Source organism: Natrononativus sp. DTA114 (assembly GCF_059736515.1).
The window spans coordinates 1,381,930-1,403,440 of record NZ_JCASSN010000001.1 but is presented as its reverse complement, the minus strand read 5'-3'; the positions used below and the strand labels follow the sequence as shown (position 1 = coordinate 1,403,440).

The window sequence follows — 21,511 nt, the reverse complement described above, 5'->3', positions numbered from 1 at the left end:
GGAGAAAGGGAGGGCGGCGGCAAAGCGTTTCCGCTTAGGCGCGTCGAGTCGCCAGCAGGGCCAGTCCGAGGGCGGCGACGACGGCAACGCCGGGGCCGAAACCGGACAGGCGGTCAGTCATGCCCTCGTTTTCGTCCGTCTCGTCGTCCTGGCCGCCTTCGTCGCCGTCGTCGCTTCCCTCGCCGACCTCGAGTGTGTCCTCGCCCTCCTCCCCGGTTCCAGCCCGAACCTCCGACAGGTCGTCGACGGTAGGGGCGCGAACGATCGTCACCGAGTCGCCGTCGGCATCGAGGGCGTACACACCGGGGAACGCCTCGTCGTCGATCACGTAGGTATCCGCGCGGTCGTCGACCGGTTCGGCGCCGTGGGACTCGAGGAGCGCGAGGTAGCCCGCGAGGAACTGCTCGGCGTGGTCCTCGTCGAGCCACTCGGTTTCCCAGACGTAGGCGCTCTCCTCGAGATCGCCTGCCGCCGTCGTGTAGACGACGAGTTCGTCGCCGGCCCAGCCGTCGGTCACCTCGTGATCGTAGACGTACGGCGAGGTGCTCCCGCCGTCGTAGACGTCTCCGGCCTCCACGGCAGTTTCCCCGTCGGCCTCGAGCGCCTGGTGCATGAACATCGCAGCCATTCCGGCCTCGCCGACGCGCTCGTGATCGTCGCGAGGCAGGGGTTCCCAGCGGTCGCTCGAGCGGTCCTCGTGGTCGATGTCGGCCGGCTCGCGGTCCTCGCCGGGGCGGATCACCTCGGCGCTGCTCGCCGGCGGCTCGTCGTAGGCGGCGTCGACGGCGTCCCAGCCGCCGCTTTCCCGGAGATGCTCGACGTATCCCGGGCCGTCGTTGTAGGGGTGATAGAGGGTGAGAAACAGCCCGGTGTTGAACGAGGGTCGGTCGGCCGTTCCGTCGTCACCGGGGAGGACACAGCTCCACTCGCCCTCACAGCGTTCGGCGTACGTCCGTTCGAGGACGACGGCGTCACCCTCGATCAGCCCGTCGGTCGCGTGAGCCTGGTCCCGGGTCGTCTTCTCGTAGCTCCCGAGATCGAACTGCTGGTCCTGCAGGGCGTGGAGCAGTTCGTGGCCGAGGATCACCTCGTCGACTTCGGGCGAGTCGGGCGAGTCGGAAACGAGCACGACCTGGTCGGTCCTCGGGTCGTAGTAGCCCGCGACGGCGCCGCTGTAGAGGGTTTCGTACTCCTCGAGCGCGTCGGTGTCCCGGTCGATCATGAACAGCGCCTCGTACTGGACGTTTCGGGTGAGGCGATCCGTTTCGCCGGCGTCGACGAACAGGCCACTGCGCTGTTCGTCGAACGTCTCCCTGGAGATGACCTCGACGTCAACCTCGTCCTCGAAGGTGAGCCCGCGGAGCTCCTCGACGCGGGCCATCGAGCGGTAGACGACCGCCTCGAGTTCCGCATCCGAGAGGGTGGCGTCCTCGCGCTCGTCGACCGCGAGTTCGTCGTCGGACCGGTAGCCCTCGACGTAGCCGACGGTTCCGTTCGTCGTTAGCTCGGCCTGGGCCGCCGCCTCGAGCGTGGTCGGCGCGGCGGAGACGGACTCGTGGTGGCTCGCTGCTCCGCCATCGTGGGCCGTCACCGCTGCGCTGCCTCCGGCGAGTGGAACCGCAAACAGCGCGGTTACGACGATCACAGTGAGGAGGGCCGTCCGTACTTCGGTCACGATACCGGTCGATTCGAACCGCTACCAGAAAAACCCGCCGCGGATCCTCACGGAGCGCTACCGCCGGTTTCGCCGCCCGACACCGATGCGGATCACGACCAGCGCGAGCACCAGCAGCGCACTAACGAGCCCGAAGCCGGGCGTTTCGTCCGCCTCGCCGGCGGTGCCACCGTCGTCGCCCGCCGCCGTCTCCTCGTCGTCGGTTTCGGGTTCCTCGATCGACGCGGATCCGTGGACGTCCTCGAGTTCCTCGACGGTCGGTGCGGTGACGATCCACAGCCGGTCGTCGGAGACGGTCAGCGTGACGGCCATGTCGAACTCGCTGTCGTCGCCGAACTCGTAGGTTCGGTTCGTCGCGTCGACCGCCTCGCCGCCGCGGTGGTCGATCAGCTGCTCGTAGGCGTCGGCGAAGCGTTCCGCCTCCTCGCCGTCTGTCCAGGCAATCTTCCAGACCGAAGCGGTTCGGTCCTCCTCGTCGTGGTAGACGTAGAGCCTGTCGCCGCGCCAGCCCTCGGTCTCCTCGAGGTCGTAGTTGAGCGGGTTCGTCTCGTCGATGTTACCGGCTGGATCGGTGTTCAGGAACCGCTGTGGGTCGACGATCGGGTTGCCGTCGTAGGCGGGGTCCATGAGGATCGCCGAGAGGCCGGCCTGACCGATCACCTGGTGGCCGGGGCCGCCGGCGTTGAGCCGCTCCCAGCCGTCGCCGCTCTCGTCGTCGACGGAGAGTTCCTCGGGCTCGATCTCGCCGTAGGTCTCGGGGTAGATGGTGTGCAGCGACGAGGTCGGCATGTCGTCGTACAGCGCGTTGACGGCCTCCCAGCCACCCTCCTCGTAGACGTGGTCGACGAACGACGGGCCGTCGCTGTAGGGCTGGAACTGCATGAAGTACAGTCCCCAACTCGGCGGCTCGCCGCCGCCCTCGGCCGCCTCGTCCTCGTCGGGATCGCCCTCGGTGATACACGGCTCGCTCCAGCGATCCTCCGCGCAGTACTCGAGGTACTGGTGTTCGACCCGGTGGACGTCGCCCTCGATGACACCGAGTTTGCCGTTGTCGAGGTCCTGTGTGTCCCGCTGGTAGCCCGCCAGGTCGAAGTGCTGGTCCTGCAGGGCGTGCCCGAGTTCGTGTGCCAGTATCGCCTCGTCGATCAGCAGCGTCTCCGGATCGTCGGAGACGACCACGATTCGCTCGTCCCGAAAGTCGTAGTAGCCCCCGACGGTCGCGCTGCGGTCCTCCTGGCGGACTTCGACGGCGTCTTCCTCGCTGCCGATCAACAACAGCGCCTCGAACTGGGCGTTGTCGTACAGCCGCGTCCGGTCGTCGACCGCCCCGTACTGCGCCTCGTTCTCCTCGGCGAACGCGTTTCGATCGACGATCTCGACCGGCGGTAGTTCCTCGAAGGTCAGACAGCGCATCGCCTCGAACCGAGCGGCGGTGCGAGCGCTCAGCGCCTCGAGTTCTTCCTCCGTGATCCCGTCGTTCGCGTCGATCTCGAGCGGTTCGTCGTACCAGTAGCCGTCGAACCAGCCGATCGTGTCGTTACCTTCGTCGGGCGCAGCGTGGTCGTCGTGTGGCGTCGCTGCACACTCTTCGACGAGTTCCGTATCGTCGTCGGCGGCGACCGGGGTCGCGAGCAGTGCCGTTCCGACGAGACAGAAACATAACAGAAGAAACAGGACACGGGCCGAACGGGTTTTCATCACATATAGTCAGGAGAACTGAAGTATAAAACTAGGTGTTCAGTCACCAGGCGGGGCACGCGCGCGCCTCCCGGACAAGAACTATGAACGCGCGCGCCTCCCGGACAAGAACTATCGGTAGCCCGTGCTTCCAGTCACGTATGGGAGCGACACCGCTCGATCCGGAGACCACCGCGGTCGTCGTCGTCGACATGCAAAACGGCTTCTGTCACCCCGACGGCTCGCTGTACGCCCCCGGCAGCGAGGCCGTCATCGACCCGATCGTCGACCTCGTCGACCGCGCTCGAGACGCCGGGGTGCGGATCGTCTACACCCGCGACGTCCACCCGCCCGAGCAGTTCGAGGACGCCCACTACTACGACGAGTTCGACCGCTGGGGCGAGCACGTCCTCGAGGGCTCCTGGGAGGCCGACCTCGTCGAGGACCTCGACGTGCGCGACGAGGACCTCGTCGTCGAGAAGCACACCTACGACGCCTTCTACAACACCGAACTCGAGGGCTGGCTGCAAGCCCGCGGCATCAGGAACCTGGTGCTCTGTGGCACGCTCGCGAACGTCTGCGTGCTCCACACGGGCGGCAGCGCGGGGCTGCGGGATTTCCGGCCGCTGCTGGTCGAAGACTGTATCGGGGCGATCGAGGATGACCACCACGAGTACGCCTTAGAGCACGCCGGCTGGCTGTTCGGCGAGGTCGTCAAGAGCGGGGGGCTCGAGTTCGCCTGACTCTGGGCCCGTCCGTCGCGCCGACTGCGTCGAGGCGCTCGTGTGCGGGTGCGTTTGCTCGATGGGCGCGCGTCTCGACACGGCCGCCGTCTCCGCCCGACCCGATACAGGCGCGGGCGGCGTACGGAGCGGAACGCGGAGACGATCGTGCAGGTGTACGCGGCTTTCGATTGGTGTGCGCGCAGGTGTTTTTACGATCGCGGTCGCGGTAGTTCGTTGCATGACTGAACCGAAAGTAGCGCTCGTGACGGCGGCTGGAAGCGGTATCGGAGCGGCCTGTGCCCGGCGGTTGGCCAAGGACGGATACACGCCGGTGCTGTTGTCCCGGTCGGGGGGCGCCGTCGAGGTCGCGAACGAACTCGGCGGGGACGGGTTCGAGGGCTCGGTGACTGATCCCGATGACCTGGCAGCCCTCGTCGAGACGACCGACGAACGCTATGGGCGCATCGACGCGGTGGTGAACAACACGGGTCACCCGCCCTCGGGCGACCTCCTCGAGATTTCAGACGAGGAGTGGTACGAGGGACTGGACCTCGTGCTGTTGAACACCGTCCGAATGTCGCGACTCGTCACCCCCTTCATGGAAGATCAGGGTCACGGGTCGATCGTCAACATCTCCACGTTCTCGGCGTTCGAACCCTCGAGCGAGTTTCCCGTCTCCTCGGTGCTCCGTGCTGGACTCGGGAGTTTCACTAAACTCTACGCCGATCGATACGCGGCGACCGGGATCCGGATGAACACCGTGCAACCAGGGTTCGTCGATAGTTACGACGTCGACGAGGAAACGAGAGCGCACATTCCGATGGGCCGGCCGGCGCGAACCGCAGAGATCGCGGACGCCGTCGCGTACCTGCTCTCACCCGCCTCGAGTTACATCACCGGACAGAACATCCGCGTCGACGGCGGTCTGACGGCGTCTATGTAGCCGCACAGGCTCTTCTACTGACTTGGGCACTGCGTTTGACTACGCCCACTGTTCTCACCACGCCAGTCGTGACAGCCACCGGGCAGTTCAGTTTACCCGCTGAATATAAAGTGCGGTCAGAGCGAACGGTTTGCTGTAGCTTTCACACATCGAGTTCTTCTTCGAACCAGACGACCCGTTCGTCACCTTCCACCCACGCGTCGTGTTCCGGCGGAATCGATGCAACATCGCCATCCTCGAGTGTCTCACGGGTACCGTCTTCCATCTCGACAGTCATCTGTCCAGAGAGCATGAACAGACGGTGTGGAAATGGACACATCTCGGTTCCCAGAGCAGGACCGTTATCTTTAGAGAACTTCCATCCCGGTTCGACAGTTGACAGCCAGAACTTCCTCTCTCCCAGCTGCACACATTCGCCCTTTCCGGCGTCAAACGCCATCGTTTCATCGGGTGACTCGAACGATTTCACTATCAACTCGTCATCCATGATATGCTATAACACAGCACACCAGGGGATAAGTGTGCCTGTAGAACGGACGCGAGACTGGCACTCCGTATTCCGCGGTATCAAAGTACACAACCTCGAGAGGGGCGTTACTCTGGTTTCATTCCCTTCTCCGCGAGTTCCTCGAGCGCCCTGTCGCTCTTATCGAGATCGAGCCCCATCCCCTCGAGGACGTGCTCCGCTTTCGTGAACTGAACCTCGCCGTACTCGACCAGCTGGAGGCGGTTCCCCCACGGATCGCGGACGTCGACGCCGCCGGTGTCGAGGCGGTCGACGCCCTGCTCCTCGATTCGCCGTGTTGCGGCCTCGAGGTCGTCGACGACCAGCCCGAAGTGGCGCTTCTCGTCGGCGCTATCGTGGTCCTCGACCGCCGAGAGCGCGATGAACTGATCGCCCATGTCGAGAAACGCCATCGACTCCCCGCGCCCGCGAAGCTCGAAGGCGAACAGCGACTCGTAGAATTCGAGGGCCGCGTCGATGTCGCCGACCTCGAGGGCGACGTGGTTGATCCCGACCAGCCGCGGTCGGTCGTCGCCGCTCTCGATAGCCGGTCCCTCGCCCGTCTCCGTCGCCTCGTCGGTGTCGGTCATGTCACTCGAGGGCACCACCTCGACCGCCAAAACGTTCCGGGCTGGGGTCGTTCGGCCCGCGTCCGTTTCACTCGGTGCGAAACAGGCGGTAGGCTCCCTGTCCCGTCGCTACCTCCACCGTCTCGCCGTCGGGGGTCGTCGTCTCGACGGTGATCTCGCTGACGCCGACGCTCGAGCCCGCGCGGACGACGTCGGCGGTCGCCGCGAGGTCGCCGGTCGCCGGCCGGAGGTAGTTCACGTTGAGGTTGATCGTGGCGACCCCGCCGTTCGTCGGCTCGTCGAACTCGGTTCGCAGCGCGAGGCCGCCGACGGTGTCGACGAGCGTGGCGGCGACGCCGCCGTGGATGTCCGGTCGCCGCCCGTCCCCGTTCGGGCGGGTGTTCGTCAGCTTGTCGTCGTAGGGGATCGACATCGTCATCGTTCCCCGCCCCACGTGGTCGACGGTGGTCCCGAGCCAGGAGAGAAACTCGTGGTTCTCGTCGATGTACCCCTGCAGGAGGGTGCGGTGGGCTTCGAACTCGTCTTCCGCAGTCATGTCCTCGAGTGTGCGAGCCAGGGGTTTGTGTGTGCCGTTTGTCGGATACGGCCCGTTGTCGGCCGTTTATTCGCCCGTGGCGGCTGCCTGGCGGGCGTTCATCCGACTCGAGGCCGTATGCACGTCACCGCAATGAGCGACGATCCGGAGTACGAGACGGACTTCCGCGAGCATCCCGGAGCCTACGAGATCGGCCGCGGTGAAGAAGGTGTATTTAAAGTCGAGCCGTACAAGAGCGAACTGCTGCCCCTCTGGTCGTACAAAGACGAGGCGGCGGCCCGGGAGGCCGCCGAAGCGATCTACGACCGCTACGAACAGTACCGGGACGACGACGAGTTTCCGGGGATGGACATGGCCCGCAAGTACCTCCAGATGGGGTACACGCGGGCGATGCGCTACGCGAAGTATCCGGGTGGAAAGAAATACGACGACGACGGGAACGAACGCGACCCGGAGCAGTGGGCCGACCAGGACAAGCGCGAGGCGGCACTCGTGTTCGAAGAATACTGGGAGCGCGTCCGGGAGGACGACGCCTACCGGCGAGCCAAAGAGCGACACCGCGAGCGCCACGGGTAGCCGGGTCCGGATCGATCTATCACGCAGAACGAACAACCGGCATACCGCTCCGCCTTCCCGCAGGCTGATACCCTCCGAGTGTGAACCACTCGCTAATGTCAACGGACGTGCCGCTCGAGGAACTCGCCAGCTTACCGAGCTTTTACCACCCCGCTGCCTCCCCGACCGGGGAATACGTTGCCGTCTACTACGACGGCACCGGCCGCAACGAACTCCACCTGATCGACGTCGAGACGGGCGAGATGCACCAACTATCGGACGGCGAGGTGCCTCGAAACGCCCGCTGGCCCTTCCGATGGGGTCCCGACGGCGAGACGATTTACTTCCACGACGACGACGGCGGCGACGAGCAGAACGACGTCTACGCCATCGACCTCGAGGGCGACGTCGAACCGGTGATCGAACGCGAGGGCCAGACGATCCTGCAGGACGTCAGCGAGGACGGCCGCTGGCTGCTGTTCGGCAGCGACAGCGGCGAGCAGATGAACGTCTATCGCTACGATCGCTACGAGGACACGGTCGAGCAACTGACGGCGTACGAGAAGCCAGCCGGGGGTGGTACGTTCAGCCCCGACGGGACACAGGTCGCCTACACGGCCAACGAAACCGAGGACCTCGAGAACACGGACGTCTACGTGATGGACGCCGACGGCTCGAACAAACGCAATCTCGAGATCGGTGACGTCGGCGCAGAGGTCACCGCTGCGGACTGGTCGCCCGACGGCGACGCACTCCTGGTGGGAGACAACACCGGGGACAGGAGCCGCGTCGGGATCTACGACCTCGAGCGTGAGGACCTCGAGTGGGTGAGTTCCGGTGAGTACGTCGAGAGCCCGGTCGCGTTCCTCCCGGACGGGAACGAGATTCTCGTGCGGCGCGTCCGAAACGCCGCCGTTGTTCCGCTCGTCTACGGCCGCGCGGACGGCGACGGTGCGGACGGCAGCGAGTGGGCGGCCCGCGAGTTCGATCTTCCGGAGGGGGTCGCGAACTTCCCCGGCCACGGCACGATCGTCGGGGAGGAGCGCGCAGTTATCATTTCCCAGGAGACGCCGACCCAGCGGTCGACGTTGCTGCACTACGAACTGGAGAGCGAGGCACATCGCGTCTCGGAACGTCGAACGGGGAGTGAAACGACCCGTGAGTCCGGCGACTCGAAACCCCTGCTCGAGCCCGAGTACGGCGATATCGATCCCGAGACGTTCGTCGACGGCGAGTACTTCCGTTTCGAGAGTCACGACGGGATGGAGATCGGCGGCATCCTCTACGACTCCGGCGAGCGGCCCTCGCCGGCGATCGTCAACCCTCACGGGGGGCCGGCGGCGCTCGACCTGCTGGGCTTTAGCTACCGCCTGCAGTACCTCCTCTCGAAGGGATACTCCGTGTTGCAGGTGAACTACCGCGGCTCCGTCGGCCGCGGCCGGGAGTTCAAGAACCTGCTGATCGAGGACTGGGGCGGCGGCGAGCAGGACGACATCGCCGCGGGCACCCGTTGGCTCGCAGACCGGGAGTGGATCGACGAGGACCGGATCGCCGTCTTTGGCGGCTCCTACGGGGGGTACAGCGCCTACTGGCAGATGGTCGCCTACCCCGAACTGTACGCCGCGGGCATCGCCTGGATCGGCGTCACCGACCTCGAGGCGATGTACGAGGAGTCGATGCCCCACTACCGCGTCGGCCTCATGGAGAAGTACCTCGGCACCCCCGAGGAGAACCCCGACCTCTACCGCGAGCGGAGCCCGGTCACCCACGCCGAGAACCTCGACGCCCCGCTGCTGATGGTCCACGGCGTCAACGACTCGCGGGTGCCGCTCTCGCAGGCCGAAATCTTCCGGGATCGACTCGAGGAACTCGGCTACGAAGAGGGTGAAGAGGGAGACTACGAGTACGAAGAACTGGGTGCAGAAGGCCACGGCTCGACCGACGTCGACCAGAAGATCCGGTCGCTGCGGCTGGTGGACGACTTCCTCGAGCGGCGACTGTAGCGATCACTGCCCGCGTCGGTACGCCGGTGGTCCGTCCGCTCTGAGTCCCTCGCGCTCAATCCGCCTTCGGGACGGCGTTCGGCTATCAGGTTCCTCGTTTAAATTCGCACGAGGCGTCTCTCCATACGAGATGATGACCGTCGTACCGTTATTTATGATGCCAGGTGGCCCCGAACTGCTGATCATCTTCTTCCTCGCCGTGTTGCTATTCGGCTCGGCGAAGCTCCCGGGGCTCGCTCGAGCCGCCGGCGAGTCGATGGGCGAGTTCCAGAAGGGACGCGAGAGCGTCGAGCGGGAACTACGCGAGTTGCGCGAGTCGACGCGGAAGATCGACCACATCGACGAATCAGAGAGTGACCCCGAGACGGAACCGGAGGTCGTCTAGCTGCTTCGGCTTCCGCCCGACCGCCGTTCGTCGCCGGCACTCGCTCACCACTCACACCGCTGGGTGGCCGCTCACACCGGTGGGTGGCCGAGAGTGTAGAGTGACTCGCAGAACAGGTGTGCGACCGAGAAGGAGGATTCGTGCACTACAGCCGCTGTCTTACCGCCACTCGTCCAGATCGGCGATCTCGTCGGTTTCGATCCAGCGGGTAGACGGGAACTCGACGCTACAGAGGACGTACGTACGCCCCTCCATCATGTAGAGTTCGTTCTCGGGCGGGGACCGTTCCTGACCGTCGGGGGCATCGTCGATGCTCGAGTCACCCATTCCTGTAACCTCCGACGGAGAATACGCCCGCGAACGGGTTAACACGGTGGCCTGACGGATAAGGGTCGGCCAGAGCTTACAGCCTCACGGAGGGTCTCGAGGCCAGCAACGTGTGTTCGGTGATGTTGGCGATCGCTCGTCGAAGGCGCTCGGTTACTGCCTGGGCCGAGATGCCGAGTTCGTCGGCCAGGTCCATCGTCGTACAGCCCCGCGGAATGTCGTAGTAGCCGCGCTCGACGGCGAGCACCAGCGCCTCGCGCTGGTGGTCGGTCAGTCCGAACCGCGGGTCGGCCGCGCGGTCGGAGTGGTGGTAGAGCTGGTCGACGACGAGGCTCAGGCCGGCCTCCTCACAGCTGCGTTTGAACGCCCCAAGCTGGTCGTGTTCGGCGAATCTGATAGTAATCTCCCAGCGGTCGTCCTGGCAGATCGCCCGCAGAACCGAGCCGTCGCAGTCGGTGATCGCGCGAAACAACCGATCGCCGTCGACGTCCCACTCGAGGGCGAGCAGGGTCGCGTCGCCGACCGTCTCGACGACGCTCGCGGCCCTGATCGACGGCAGCTCTCGAAGCGATCCCACGACCGCGTCGGGGTCGCGCGCGTACACCCAGAAGAACGGCACCGACGCCGTTCCGCTGGGAACCAGCGACTCGAGTTCGACGCTCGTGCCGGTGTGCGACTGCAGCGCCCGTCCTAACGCCGACTCCGTGATCGGGACGTGGAACCTGAGGATGACGACCATCGTCGAAGGGAGTCCTACGCGACCCGGCAACAAAATGGTATCATCGTGATAGCTCCGATTGCAGTCTCGAGGTCGTATCCGTCCCGCCTGCGTGGCCGGCCGGCTACGACGGCCGCACGCGGACCGAAACCGTCTCGCCGACGCGCAGGTCGTGGTCGGGACAGATGAGCTTCGCGCCGAAATTGCCGTCTCGAGCGCAGAAAAACGAGAGGCCGGTGATCGGCTCGCCGTCGGCCGTCACGGTCACCTCGTCCCACGAGACGGTCCGTCCGTTGGCGGCCCCGAGCGCGTCGCCGTTGAGCCGAACTACGCCGTCCGAACCGCAGAGAAGGCCGCCGCCGTCGTAGTGAGGGAGTCCGCCGTCGAGAACGCCGCCTCCGTCGGCGCTGACGCCGACAAACCCGGAACCGGGGGTCGGGTGTCGGGGCGCGTCGAGCACTGCGTACGTCTCGCCCGTCTCGACGACCGTGCCGCTGCCGTCCCACCTGAGGGGGCGCACTTCGACATCGAGTTCGATCGGAAGCGAGCCCGAGGCCCGGTGGAGGTTCTGCTCCGGTCGGCGAAAGCCGACGTGAAGGTGGTTGTCGACCCAGGGGGCGAAAAAGCCCGCCCGGACGAGCCGACCGAGAGAGTCGCCGATCCCGACGTGGTCGCCCGCCGAGACGACCGGCTCGACGTGGAGCACCCTGGCGACGAGTCCCGCGAGCGGCTCCGGCGAGGAGCACTCGAGGAGGATCAGGTGGTCGTGTTCGGGGGCGTACGGCTTCGGCGGCGCACGGACGGTCTTCGTCTCGAGAACCGTTCCGGCGACCGGACTCGGGGCGGCGGTGGTCCGTCCGTCGCGAAGCGTGCCCGGATAGAGGTCGATCGCACAGCCCGCGTCGTGGGCGGGATACGGCGAGTTGTACAGCGAAAACCGTTGGTACCGTTCCAGCACCCCCGCACCGAGCGTGACGGCCATCGCTCGCCAGTCGGTGACGGAGGCGGTTAGGTGCGTCGGCTCGAACCCTGACGAATGCGGGGTGTTTCGATGGTCACGTATCGTTTCTCTGCTCCCGTTCGCGTTCCGCTGTTCACCGGGTCACACAAAAATGGCTGCGAGAGTATCAGCTACAGCGATACCCGGTTACGGATAGAAGCACTCCCCGTCAGCGCCGCAGTTGGCTGCGGCGGGATCGACTGCGAAAGCGATCAGTGCGAGCGTTACGAGCAGCGCAATTCGTGCCTTCGTTACGGTCATCATTGTTAGCTAGCTCCAATGGAGCAACTGACACAAACGTTGAAAAGTGTTGTGTATAAATCCGTATGTGATTACAGGAAAATCGGTGGCTCGGACGAGTGAGGATGATCTATAGTGGCCACCAGAAGCCGGTGTACACCTGCTCGCGAACTAGCGGCCAGAACCGAAAGAACTCGCCTGTTATGGCTCTTCGCCGTGAGCAGTGTGTAACCCGTTTCAGTTGGTACTGTTGCTCAGGCTACGGTATTCGAGAGCAACACGTTTTCTCGACCATCGCCGGCGCGAGTTTCGTGGTCGTGACGGAAGCGGTTAGGTGCGTCGGCTCGAACCGTGAGGTATGCGCGTGTTCCGGGGTCGGGCGGCCACGATCGAGGCCGACCGCGAGGCCAGTGGACGGCTGCTCGAGACGACGACGGAAACCGGCGAGCCCGCAGTCCGCGTCTGGGCGCCCCACCGCCAGGTCGCGTTCGGTCGACGGGACGCTCGCCAGGACGGGTACGACCACGCCCGTGCTGCCGCCCGCGAGGCGAATTTTCCGCCCGTCGAGCGCAGCGTCGGCGGGCGAGCGGTCGCCTACGACGGGGAGACGACGCTCGCGTTCGCCCGAACAGAACCCGTCGCGGACTTCCGTCGGGGAACCGACGAACGCTACGACCGGCTCACCGCCGACGTCGCCGCCGCGCTCCGAGAGCTTGGGGTCGACCCCGACCGCGGCGAACCCGCCGACTCGTTCTGTCCCGGCGCACACTCGCTGTCCGCGATAGTCGACGGCGTCCCCGCGAAGCTCGTCGGTATCGCCCAGCGCGTGACGACCGACGCCGCGCTCGTGTCGGGGATTCTCATCGTCGACGATCGAACGGGGCTCACGGGGGTTCTCGAATCCGTCTACGACGCCCTCGACGTGCCGTTCGACCCCGACGCCGTCGGCAGCGTCGCCGCAGCCGGCGGTCCCGGGGAGCCCGACCGGGTCCGGGAGGCGCTCGAGGCCGCGCTCGTCGGCGACGCAACCCCCTCGATCGTTCCCGTCGAACGCTGAGCCGCCCCCGGAGGACAACGCTTTTGGCCCTGACGGTCCCGGTCTGGGGCATGCACTCGAGATCGGAACGGGACGGTGCGCCGGGCGCGGAGCCGCGAGCCGGGGGGAGCCGATGAGCGACGACGAGTCGCCGAGCAGTCCCGGCGCGAAACTCTGGGAGGACCTGCTGGCCGACACCGAGGCGATCGCCGAGGAGTACCGTGAGGCCGGCTGGGAGGTGTTCGCGGTCCAGCCCGGTGACGTCTCGCCGGCCGAGAAGGACGAGCGGTTCGGCTTCAGCGTCCTGGTCCCCGACAGCGAGTACGACGCCGTCGAGGAGATCGTCGAACGCGGAGACGTCTCCTTCGACGCGGCCGAGGTCTACCACCGACCGATGGGAGAGACGACGTTCGCGCTGGCGGTCGAACTCGACACCGACTCCGAGGTGGCGGTCCTCGTCCCGCTCGCGTACGGACTGTCGGAAATGAAGTCGGTACTCGAGACGGCGCTCGAGGAGGGGGAACTCCGAATCCACGTCCGGCCGCTGTCGATCGAAAACTGGGTGTCGTTCGCCCACGACGACCCGTCGCTGTTCGTCGACGAGGAGCGGCTGGCCGAGGTGTCGGCGAACGCCCCCGAAAGACGCTTTGCCGAACTGCTCGAGAACGACGGCGACGAGGAGTAACGACCTCGCTGGCGGACCACGATACGGTGGATGGCTGCTGCTCGGGATCCGTGCCGGGAACCTCGGATGGCTGCTGTGGACGTCTCAGTCGCCGGTGCGTCGTTCTCCGCTCCCGTCGGTCGCGACGGCTCGCTGCTGGCCGTCGACCGTGACCGACTCGACTCGCTCGGTGTCGCGTTCTGCCACCAGGAAGTAATCCGCGTTCCGCTCGTGGATGCGCTCGACGTCGAATCCGCGCTCCTCGAGCAGTTCGCGGACGGTTTCGCCGACGTTCGGTCGCAGCGTCGGATGCACCTCACAGTAGACGAGTCGGGTGTGCGTCTCGATCGTCTCTTCTAACCCTCGGAGGACTTCCGCTTCGTGACCCTCGACGTCGATTTTGAGCACTGACGGCGCCGGCAGATCGCCGGACGCGACGAGTGAATCGCCGGTCACGGTCGACACTCGCTCGCCCGCGGTCGGTTCGTCATCCATTCGACCCGCCCCGCCGACCGTCGCGTCGGTCGCGTGATCGGAAAGTGCCTGTCGTCGAACGGTCGCCTCGAGGCCGTTGTACGCCAGATTTGCCTCGATCCGGTCGGCTTTCTCCTCGCGTGGTTCGAAGCTCGCGACGTGATTCGGCGGGAGTACGTCCGAACTCAGACAGGCGTAGGAACCGACGTAGCCGCCGACGTCCCAGAACACGTCCTCCGGCTGGAGTCGGGAGAGCAGATCCTCGAGAACCCGCCCCTCGTCGACCAGCGTTCGGTAATGACGGTATTCGGCGCTCGAGGCGGCACGAACGGTGACACTCGCCGGACCGACCTCTCTCGTACAGACGCCACGCGACGTGACGGTACGCAGCGTCCAGTAGGTGGTTACGAGCGTCGGCTGCAGACCGAGACGGCGAATGAGAGCGTTCGTTCGTCCGGTTGCGAGTCGTCGGCGAGCGGCCCTGAGCCCGTTCGTTGCGAGCGACCGAACCGACTGCGATAGTCTGGATGAATGGTCAATTCCCATAGACATAGCTGTTGATATGTGTATAATACAATGAACGTGATAAGCTGCTCAGCAGGCGATTAAGAGCTCGGTAAACCAGCCTGGCGTTCGCCGTGTCCGTCCGTCACTCGTCGGCTCGTAACTCCTTGCTCGCCTCGCGAACCTCCCGCATCACCGTCGAGATCCGCTCTTCGGCCTCGAGTTCGTCCTCCACGGAGAGGTCGACGCCCTCGACCTCGAGCAGGAACTTCGCGACCTCGGTGGCCTCGTACATCACGTCGTCGAGTTCCTCGGCGGTAAAGAAGTCACACATCGCGCCGTAGAGGAAGGTGGCGCCGGACATCCGCACCTTCTCCTCGAAAGAAGAGCGCGCCTGGTTGACCGCCTGCGGGGTGTAGGTGTCGGTCATGAAGGGGACGAGCTCGGGGAGGTTCTCGCCGATCTTGGTCATCTCGACGCCGGTTTCGGTCCGGAAGTCCGAACAGAGCCGCGCGATGGCCCACTCGCGGGCCGTGATGTAGGTCCGATCGCGCAGGAACTCGTTGACCCGGTCGTACTGGGCACCGTCCATCTTCTGGAAGCGGGCGTACTTCTGGACGTCTTCAGGTATCTCGTCTTCCGCGTCCGAATCCGGGTCGGGGACGCCGGGCATCGGGCTCTCCGCCGCCGCTCCTTCCGTCTTGGGGCCAGCGGCCCCGTCGGCGGTGGTCGGTTCCTCGTCGTCCTTCGGTTTCCCGGGTGACGACCCGCCCGCGGGCGACCGTGATCGTTCCTCTTCCGTCTCGTCCACCGCCTTTTCGAGTCCATCACCCGCTCCGTCCTCGTTCATGGCCCCCTATTCCCAGACGGCCGGGATAAGAATTGTTCTCGAATGCGTAAACTCCACCCGCGTCACCCGCAGTTTGACGGCCATTTAAGTCCGTGAGGGACCTCCCTGCGAATATGACACAGACGCCAGTGATCGCGCAGGCCGTCCGCACGCCCCAGGGGAAAGAAGACGGCGTCTTCGCCGACGTCCGGAGCGAGGACCTCTCGATTCCGCTCGTAAACGAAATCCTCGCCGAAACCGGCCTCTCCGGCGAGGACGTCGACGACCTGATGTGGGGCTGTGCCCAGCAGCGCGGCGAGCAGGACAACAACATGGCGCGCGTGATCGCGCTGCTCTCGGATCTCGGCGAGTCCGTCCCGGCGACGACGATCAACCGCTGGTGTGCCTCCTCGATGCAGACGATCATCTCCGCCTCCGACGCGATTCGGGCGGGCCAGCGCGACTGTATCATCGCCGGCGGCGTCGAGAACATGTCCCGGAACCCGATGGGCGAAGGCCACGCCCACCTCCACCCCACGCTCGCCACCGAGTACAACGTCGGCGAACTCCAGATGGGGATGACCGCCGAGAAGGTCGCCGAGGTGTACGACGTCTCCCGGGAGACCCAGGACGAGTTCGCCCTTCGGAGCCACGAGCGCGCCGCCGCCGCCACCGACGAGGGCCGCCTCGAGGACCAGATCGTTCCGATCGAAACCGAAGACGGCACCATTACCGAGGACGAGGGTATCCGCCGCGACACCGACCTCGAGACCCTGGCCGGCCTCCCGACCGTCTTCAAGAGCGACGGGACGGTCACGCCCGGTAACGCCTCCCAGATCTCCGACGGGGCGGCGGGCGTCCTCGTCACGAGCGAGGCCTTCGCCGAGGAGCACGGCCTCGAAATCATGGCCGAAGTCGGGAGTAACAACGTCGCCGGCGTCGACCCGACCGTGATGGGAATCGGACCGGTGCCCGCGACCGAGGGACTGCTCGAGCGCACCGGCCGCGACATCGACGCCTACGATCTCGTGGAACTCAACGAGGCCTTCGCCAGCCAGGCGGTCTACAGCCGGGACGAACTCGGTATCGACCCCGAGAAGTTCAACGTCAACGGCGGCGCCATCGCCGTCGGCCACCCGCTCGGCGCCTCCGGCGCCCGCTTGCCGGTGACGCTGATCCACGAGTTGCTCGAGCGCGGCGGCGGTCGCGGCCTCGCCACGCTCTGTGTCGGCTTCGGCCAGGGTGCGGCGATCGAGTTCACGGTCGACTGAGGCGAATTCTGTGGCTTGTGGTCCAGATTTTGCGAGCGAGGAGAGCGCGGCTCGGAGCGAACGAAGCGAGTGAGAACGCGAACGGAGAGTGGAGCGATCCGTGAGCGGTACCGACGAGCGAGACAAAAGGCGGTCGCGCCAGAGTGCGGCGATCGAGGTCGGATCTCGGGGTCTCAGCTAGTCGGAGTGACCTCGTTCCGCTCGGACGACGCTGTGCGCGCACTGGGAATGTCGGCCCGCTCGCTGACTACCGATAACACCGGTAACGGAATTTCTTGCCGAGAATACTGCCTGTCATACAATTAATTCACACTGACAGTATACAAACTAAGTAAATGCAAACTCATAATTAAAAAGTAATTAATAGCTGTGGCCCACGTGAATCGCCACTGGCAACCGTGCCACAAACACTCATGACAGACGAACACATCAGACGCGGCGTATCGAGGAGGCGGGTGTTACAGGGGCTTGGAATCGCCGGGGCGGTCAACGTTCTGCCGACGGGGGCCGGTCTCGCGATGGCCGAGGGCTCGAGCGAGGTCATCGTTCGGGCGGACGAGGTCGACGTTCCGCTGATCGCGGGCGCGTCGGTCGTCGACGAACTCCAGGCCGAGGCGAGGGAGGCCCAGGAACCGATCGTCGATTACGTCGAAGAAGCCGAGGGGCTCACGGTCAAAAACCGGTTCTGGCTCGCGAACGCGATCCTGCTCGAGGTGGCGTGGGGACGTCGGGATCGCCCGCCAACGTCTACGACTCGGTCGCGATCGGCGCGACCGACGAGGACGAGGAGGTGGCGACCTTCTCGAGCGGCGAGACGATCAACACCGACGGTGCCTGGGGCCGCCTGGCGCCCGAGGAGTGGCCCGAAGAGTACGTCGTCCCGGACGTCTCTGCACCCGGTGTCGACGTGTTGAGTGCGTTCCCACTCGATCACAACGACGGCCCCTACGAGGCGATTTCGGGGACGTCGATGGCGGCCCCGCACGTTGCCGGCCTCGTCGGGTTGATCGAGGGAGTCGCGGTGGAGTCGCCCACGAACGAGCAGATCAAAGCGGCACTCTCGTCGACGGCACGGAACCCCGACGGCGAGACGGATATCCGCTACGGCGACGGGATCGTCGACGCGGTGGCGGCGATCGGCCGCGTCGCCGCCGAAAGCGGCGTTACCGGCACCGTCACCGACACCGACGGCGACCCGATCGCGGAGGCGACGGTGGATCTCGACGGCTTCCCCACCCAAACCGACGACGACGGCGCGTACACGCTCCGGGCGGGCCCCGGAACGTACGAGGTCACGGCCGAGGCGTTCGGCTACGCGACGGAGACGACCACCGTCGAGGTCGACGACGAGTTCGTCACCCGCGAGTTCGTGCTCGGCGACGCGCTCGCGGTCTCGATCACCGACGACCAGCCCGACGGCCTCGAGGCGGGCGAGACGCTGTCGCTCGAGCTTCACGCAGCGAACCTCGAGACGCTCACCGTCGAGCGGGTCGGCGACTACGCCGGCGGGGCCGACCTGCTGGTCGACGGCGAGGAGGCCGCCTTCGGCGAGCCCGTCGAGTTCGATTCGCGGGTTACCGGCACGGTCGAGGTCGCAGTCGAAACCGGCGAGGACGGAACCGGCGATCTCGAACTCGAGCACACGCTTACGGGTGCGGGCGAGGAAACGACCGTGACCACCGGCCCCACGTCGGTGTTCGACTCGCCGGTCCCGATCGGGATCGTCGACGACCAGGGCGCCTATGGCGCCGATCTCGAGGCGCTGCTCGGGGAGGCACTGCCGCCCCGCTACCAGTTCGAACTCCTCGAGGCGGTGGAGGCGATCGACGCCGCAGCCGACGGCGAGCACGAGGCGTACGTCGCCCAGAACCTCGGCGACGAAGCGGCCGACTTCGCCGAGGTCGCGAGCGACCCCGCGGTCGGCGTCGTCTACCTGGATCAGTTCGAGGCGGCGAGCGACGCGATCTCGCAGCTGTCGGCCGCGACCGGCGATCCGGCCGAGACGGTCGACATGATCGTCGAGAACCAGGCCCCTGACGTCGAGTACGCCGTCGGGCAGGGCCACCCGATCCTCGAGGGTGTGATCGACGAGGGCGAGAGCGCCCCCGTCACGCAGCCCGACCCCGTCGAGATCGGTATGGGCATGTTCGTCGGCGGGTTCCACACCTTCTTCGAGGAGTACACCGGCCAGGTCGCGGGTGTCACGCTCGCGGAGACGGCGGTCATGTTCACGGAGACGGGCGACGGGCTCGCCGTCGACGACCTGACGCGAACCGTTCTCGCCGCCTCGCTCGGCGTCGGGACGTTCGTCGACCGAGACGACGTCACCGCCACCGGCCGCCAGATTCTGGCGAACGCGGTCGAACACGTCGTCGAGGCCCCGCCGATCGAGGTGCTCGAGGCGCCCGCCGAACGGATCGAACCCGGCGAGTCGACGTCGCTCACGGTCGACGCCGAGGGCGTTGAGGAGCTTACCGTCGACGTTTCCGGTCTCCAGTTCATCGACCGCGGCGACCTCGAGCTGTCCGTCAACGGCGAGGAAACCGACTTCGGCGACCCCGTCGAGTTCGACGAGCCGTACGACGGCGAACTGACGATCGCGGTCGACACCCTCGGCGACGGCATCGGCGAGTTCGCGATCGAGACGACGTTCGCGACCGCGGACGACGAGACGTCGGTCACGTTCCGACCCACGACCGTCTACGCGTCGCCGATCCAGGTACCGGGAGCGATCGACGACCTCCAGACGGCCGTCGACTTCGTCAACCCCGGCGACGAGGTCGTCGTCGCCGACGGCACCTACGAGGTCGACGAACCCGACCGCGGCTTCCAGGCGGGTCTCTACGTCGGCACGCCGGAGATCACGATCCGTGGCGAGGACGGAGCGGAGCCGGTGATCCTCCACGAACGCGACGTTCCGGCACCGAACGTGATCAACGTCGACGCCGACGGCGTCACGCTCGAGAACCTCGCGGCGAACGTCGTCGACGACGCGGCCGATCCGAAGAATTCGATCGGTAACGGCGTTCGAATCGACGACGGCGTCAGCGGTGCGACGGTCAGAAACGTGACTGCAGCGGGGACCAGCGGCGTCTTCCTCGACGCGGACGTCTCCGACGTGACCGTCGAGGGTGGTCGAATGCTCGACGCCGGCATCGGCGTCGGAACCGACCTCTCCGGCGGCCCGGTCGCGGACGTGACGATCACCGGAGTTACCGTCGAGAACCCGACCGACCTCATCGGCTGGGGCGGGATCTACCTCCAGAACGCCGCCGACGTGACCGTCACCGACTGCGACGTCACCTACGGCGAGAACTTCAACGGCGGAATCGTCGTCGAGGGCGACTTCAGCGGGAGCGGCGAGAACACCATCGAGAACAACGAGATCACGGGTCCCGGCGACGACGAGCCGCTCAGTGACCGGGATAACGGCATCTTCGTCGACGACATCGACGGAACGATCGCAGGCAACCGAGTTACCGAGGCCGACGTCGGCGTTCGGGCTGGCGACTTCGGCCTCGGTGACGGCGAACTCCTCGTCGCGAACAACGACCTCGACGTCGCGACGGCCGGATTCCTGCAGACGGGTGAACTGGTAACGTTCGAGGACAACGTCGTCGACGCCGCGGTCGGGATGGAGTTCGAGGGCGGCTTCCTCGGCCTCGACGCCGACGCCGTCCTGGCCAGGTTCAACGACCTGTCGGCGACCGACGTCCCGTTCGTCGGCGAACCCAGCGACGGGTTCGCCGCCCCGGATGGGCCCTTCGACGTTCGCCAGAACTACCTCGGCGAACGTGACTACGACGACACGATCGCCGACGGCGACGCCGCGTACTCGCCGTTCCTGACGGCTCCGCCCGCGGCGGTCGACCGACCCGACCCGACGGCTCTCGCGGTCGATCTGACCCTCGAGCCCGGCGGCGAGTACGGGCTCGGAATCCCCGGTCCCACGGATCGAACGATCTGGGAGCTGCTGGGCGTGTCCGGTCCCGACGAGTTCGAGGGAACCGTCGAAACCTGGAACCGGGACGACCAGGTGTGGCAGGCCGTCACCGGATCGGGTGCGCTCCAGCACGTCGACACGCTGTCGGCGTTCAGGATCGGGCCCGAGGAGGGCGTCAGAGCCGTCGTCGACTTCCAGTACGACGACGACCTTCCGCCGGGACTGCGCGACGACCCCGACGGCACCGCCCTCGAGCCCGGCTGGAACGCCGTCGCCGCGCCGGTCTACGGCAGCGAAAGCGAGGCGTTCGACGCCGACGCGATCGAAGAGATCGACGACGATCTCCACGCGCCCGCCGGCCAGATCGGCGAGGCCGAGAAGAACGCCTTTACGGGGTACAAGGCCTCTGCTGACGCGGACGGCTGGCTCGAGGCCGGCCTCGACGACTACGCGCCGACGATGACCGAACTCTACGAGGGACTGGGCCTCGAGCCCGAAATCCACGACGAGCCCGGTGCCGCGGGAACGGCGACTGATGCGGAGGCGACGATCGAAGACGTCCTCGAGGCCGCCGCGGACGAGCGACGGGCGGTTTCGGGCGTGGCAGGCGTCGCCGGCCGCCGGTTCCACGAGGCGATCGACCCCGACGACGACTCCGACGAGGTCGTCGATTCGATCCAGGCGACTGCGACGGCGCTCGCCGAGGAGGCACCCGCCGGCGAGGACGAAATCGTCGAGGCGGGCCTCGAGCGAGCGATCGCGCTGCTGTTCGTCTCGCAGTTCGGTGCGGTCGCGCTCCCCGACGAGGACCACGACGCGCGAACGACCCAAATAGCGGCCGACGACGACGGCTCCGGAACTGGCGTTGTCGCCTCGCTCGCAGCGGCGCTCTGGGGCTAACGGCCGCGCTCG

Annotated in this window: 19 protein-coding genes; 9 read left to right on the top strand and 10 right to left on the bottom strand. The window is 66.3% G+C overall.

What is annotated here, in order from left to right; all coding sequences use genetic code 11:
- Nucleotides 1-34: 34 nt before the first annotated feature.
- Both AC6I6S_RS07200 and AC6I6S_RS07195 read right to left on the bottom strand, forming a co-directional pair.
- Entirely contained in the window at nt 35-1,675 is a 1,641-nt protein-coding gene (locus AC6I6S_RS07200) for an Hvo_1808 family surface protein (RefSeq protein WP_497949054.1), read from the bottom strand.
- A gap of 57 nt (nt 1,676-1,732) precedes the next feature.
- Nucleotides 1,733-3,373, bottom strand: a complete 1,641-nt coding sequence (locus AC6I6S_RS07195) for an Hvo_1808 family surface protein (protein WP_497949053.1) — start codon at nt 3,371-3,373, stop codon at nt 1,733-1,735.
- Nucleotides 3,374-3,513: 140 nt separating this feature from the next.
- Between AC6I6S_RS07195 and AC6I6S_RS07190 the strand changes: the two genes are divergently transcribed.
- Nucleotides 3,514-4,095: a cysteine hydrolase family protein gene (locus AC6I6S_RS07190; protein WP_497949052.1), complete on the top strand. Its 582-nt coding sequence runs from the start codon at nt 3,514-3,516 to the stop codon at nt 4,093-4,095.
- Between the two features lie 220 nt (nt 4,096-4,315).
- Nucleotides 4,316-5,020, top strand: coding sequence for an SDR family oxidoreductase (locus AC6I6S_RS07185; protein WP_497949051.1), 705 nt, complete (start codon nt 4,316-4,318; stop codon nt 5,018-5,020).
- A gap of 142 nt (nt 5,021-5,162) precedes the next feature.
- On the opposite strand, the gene AC6I6S_RS07180 is transcribed toward AC6I6S_RS07185, so the two are convergent.
- The 3 genes from AC6I6S_RS07180 to AC6I6S_RS07170 form a co-directional block, all read right to left on the bottom strand.
- Entirely contained in the window at nt 5,163-5,507 is a 345-nt protein-coding gene (locus AC6I6S_RS07180) for a cupin domain-containing protein (protein ID WP_497949050.1), read from the bottom strand.
- Between the two features lie 107 nt (nt 5,508-5,614).
- The gene (locus AC6I6S_RS07175; protein ID WP_497949049.1) at nt 5,615-6,115 is read right to left on the bottom strand and encodes a VOC family protein; all 501 of its coding nucleotides are present in this window, start codon (nt 6,113-6,115) and stop codon (nt 5,615-5,617) included.
- A gap of 67 nt (nt 6,116-6,182) precedes the next feature.
- Nucleotides 6,183-6,650, bottom strand: a complete 468-nt coding sequence (locus tag AC6I6S_RS07170; RefSeq protein WP_497949048.1) for a PaaI family thioesterase — start codon at nt 6,648-6,650, stop codon at nt 6,183-6,185.
- A 132-nt stretch (nt 6,651-6,782) separates the two neighbouring features.
- Between AC6I6S_RS07170 and AC6I6S_RS07165 the strand changes: the two genes are divergently transcribed.
- From AC6I6S_RS07165 to AC6I6S_RS07155, 3 genes are all read left to right on the top strand, one after another.
- The gene (locus AC6I6S_RS07165; RefSeq protein WP_497949310.1) at nt 6,783-7,226 is read left to right on the top strand and encodes a DUF4385 domain-containing protein; all 444 of its coding nucleotides are present in this window, start codon (nt 6,783-6,785) and stop codon (nt 7,224-7,226) included.
- 95 nt (nt 7,227-7,321) lie between these two features.
- The gene (locus tag AC6I6S_RS07160; RefSeq protein ID WP_497949047.1) at nt 7,322-9,208 is read left to right on the top strand and encodes a S9 family peptidase; all 1,887 of its coding nucleotides are present in this window, start codon (nt 7,322-7,324) and stop codon (nt 9,206-9,208) included.
- Nucleotides 9,209-9,338: 130 nt separating this feature from the next.
- Complete coding sequence (locus AC6I6S_RS07155; protein WP_497949046.1) at nt 9,339-9,593, top strand: Sec-independent protein translocase subunit TatA/TatB; 255 nt, start codon at nt 9,339-9,341, stop codon at nt 9,591-9,593.
- A gap of 159 nt (nt 9,594-9,752) precedes the next feature.
- Here AC6I6S_RS07155 and AC6I6S_RS07150 read toward each other — a convergent pair whose 3' ends face one another.
- The 3 genes from AC6I6S_RS07150 to AC6I6S_RS07140 form a co-directional block, all read right to left on the bottom strand.
- Entirely contained in the window at nt 9,753-9,920 is a 168-nt protein-coding gene (locus AC6I6S_RS07150; RefSeq protein WP_497949045.1) for a hypothetical protein, read from the bottom strand.
- Between the two features lie 76 nt (nt 9,921-9,996).
- A complete protein-coding gene (locus tag AC6I6S_RS07145; protein ID WP_497949044.1) occupies nt 9,997-10,659 on the bottom strand; it encodes a helix-turn-helix domain-containing protein in 663 nt (220 codons plus the stop codon).
- A 103-nt stretch (nt 10,660-10,762) separates the two neighbouring features.
- Entirely contained in the window at nt 10,763-11,620 is an 858-nt protein-coding gene (locus tag AC6I6S_RS07140) for a DUF8155 domain-containing protein (protein WP_497949043.1), read from the bottom strand.
- A gap of 616 nt (nt 11,621-12,236) precedes the next feature.
- Between AC6I6S_RS07140 and AC6I6S_RS07135 the strand changes: the two genes are divergently transcribed.
- The gene (locus AC6I6S_RS07135; protein ID WP_497949042.1) at nt 12,237-12,935 is read left to right on the top strand and encodes a lipoate--protein ligase family protein; all 699 of its coding nucleotides are present in this window, start codon (nt 12,237-12,239) and stop codon (nt 12,933-12,935) included.
- A gap of 112 nt (nt 12,936-13,047) precedes the next feature.
- Entirely contained in the window at nt 13,048-13,599 is a 552-nt protein-coding gene (locus AC6I6S_RS07130; RefSeq protein ID WP_497949041.1) for a DUF7529 family protein, read from the top strand.
- Nucleotides 13,600-13,683: 84 nt separating this feature from the next.
- On the opposite strand, the gene AC6I6S_RS07125 is transcribed toward AC6I6S_RS07130, so the two are convergent.
- On the bottom strand, nt 13,684-14,598 hold the full coding sequence (locus AC6I6S_RS07125; RefSeq protein WP_497949040.1) for an FkbM family methyltransferase: 915 nt from the start codon (nt 14,596-14,598) through the stop codon (nt 13,684-13,686).
- Nucleotides 14,599-14,701: 103 nt separating this feature from the next.
- The gene (locus tag AC6I6S_RS07120; protein WP_497949039.1) at nt 14,702-15,406 is read right to left on the bottom strand and encodes a DUF5806 family protein; all 705 of its coding nucleotides are present in this window, start codon (nt 15,404-15,406) and stop codon (nt 14,702-14,704) included.
- 113 nt (nt 15,407-15,519) lie between these two features.
- On the opposite strand from AC6I6S_RS07120, the gene AC6I6S_RS07115 reads away from it, so the two are divergent.
- Together AC6I6S_RS07115 and AC6I6S_RS07110 are read left to right on the top strand one after the other, a co-directional pair.
- Nucleotides 15,520-16,656, top strand: coding sequence for a thiolase family protein (locus AC6I6S_RS07115; RefSeq protein WP_497949038.1), 1,137 nt, complete (start codon nt 15,520-15,522; stop codon nt 16,654-16,656).
- A gap of 718 nt (nt 16,657-17,374) precedes the next feature.
- On the top strand, nt 17,375-21,499 hold the full coding sequence (locus AC6I6S_RS07110) for a S8 family serine peptidase (protein ID WP_497949037.1): 4,125 nt from the start codon (nt 17,375-17,377) through the stop codon (nt 21,497-21,499).
- Nucleotides 21,500-21,511 lie beyond the last annotated feature (12 nt).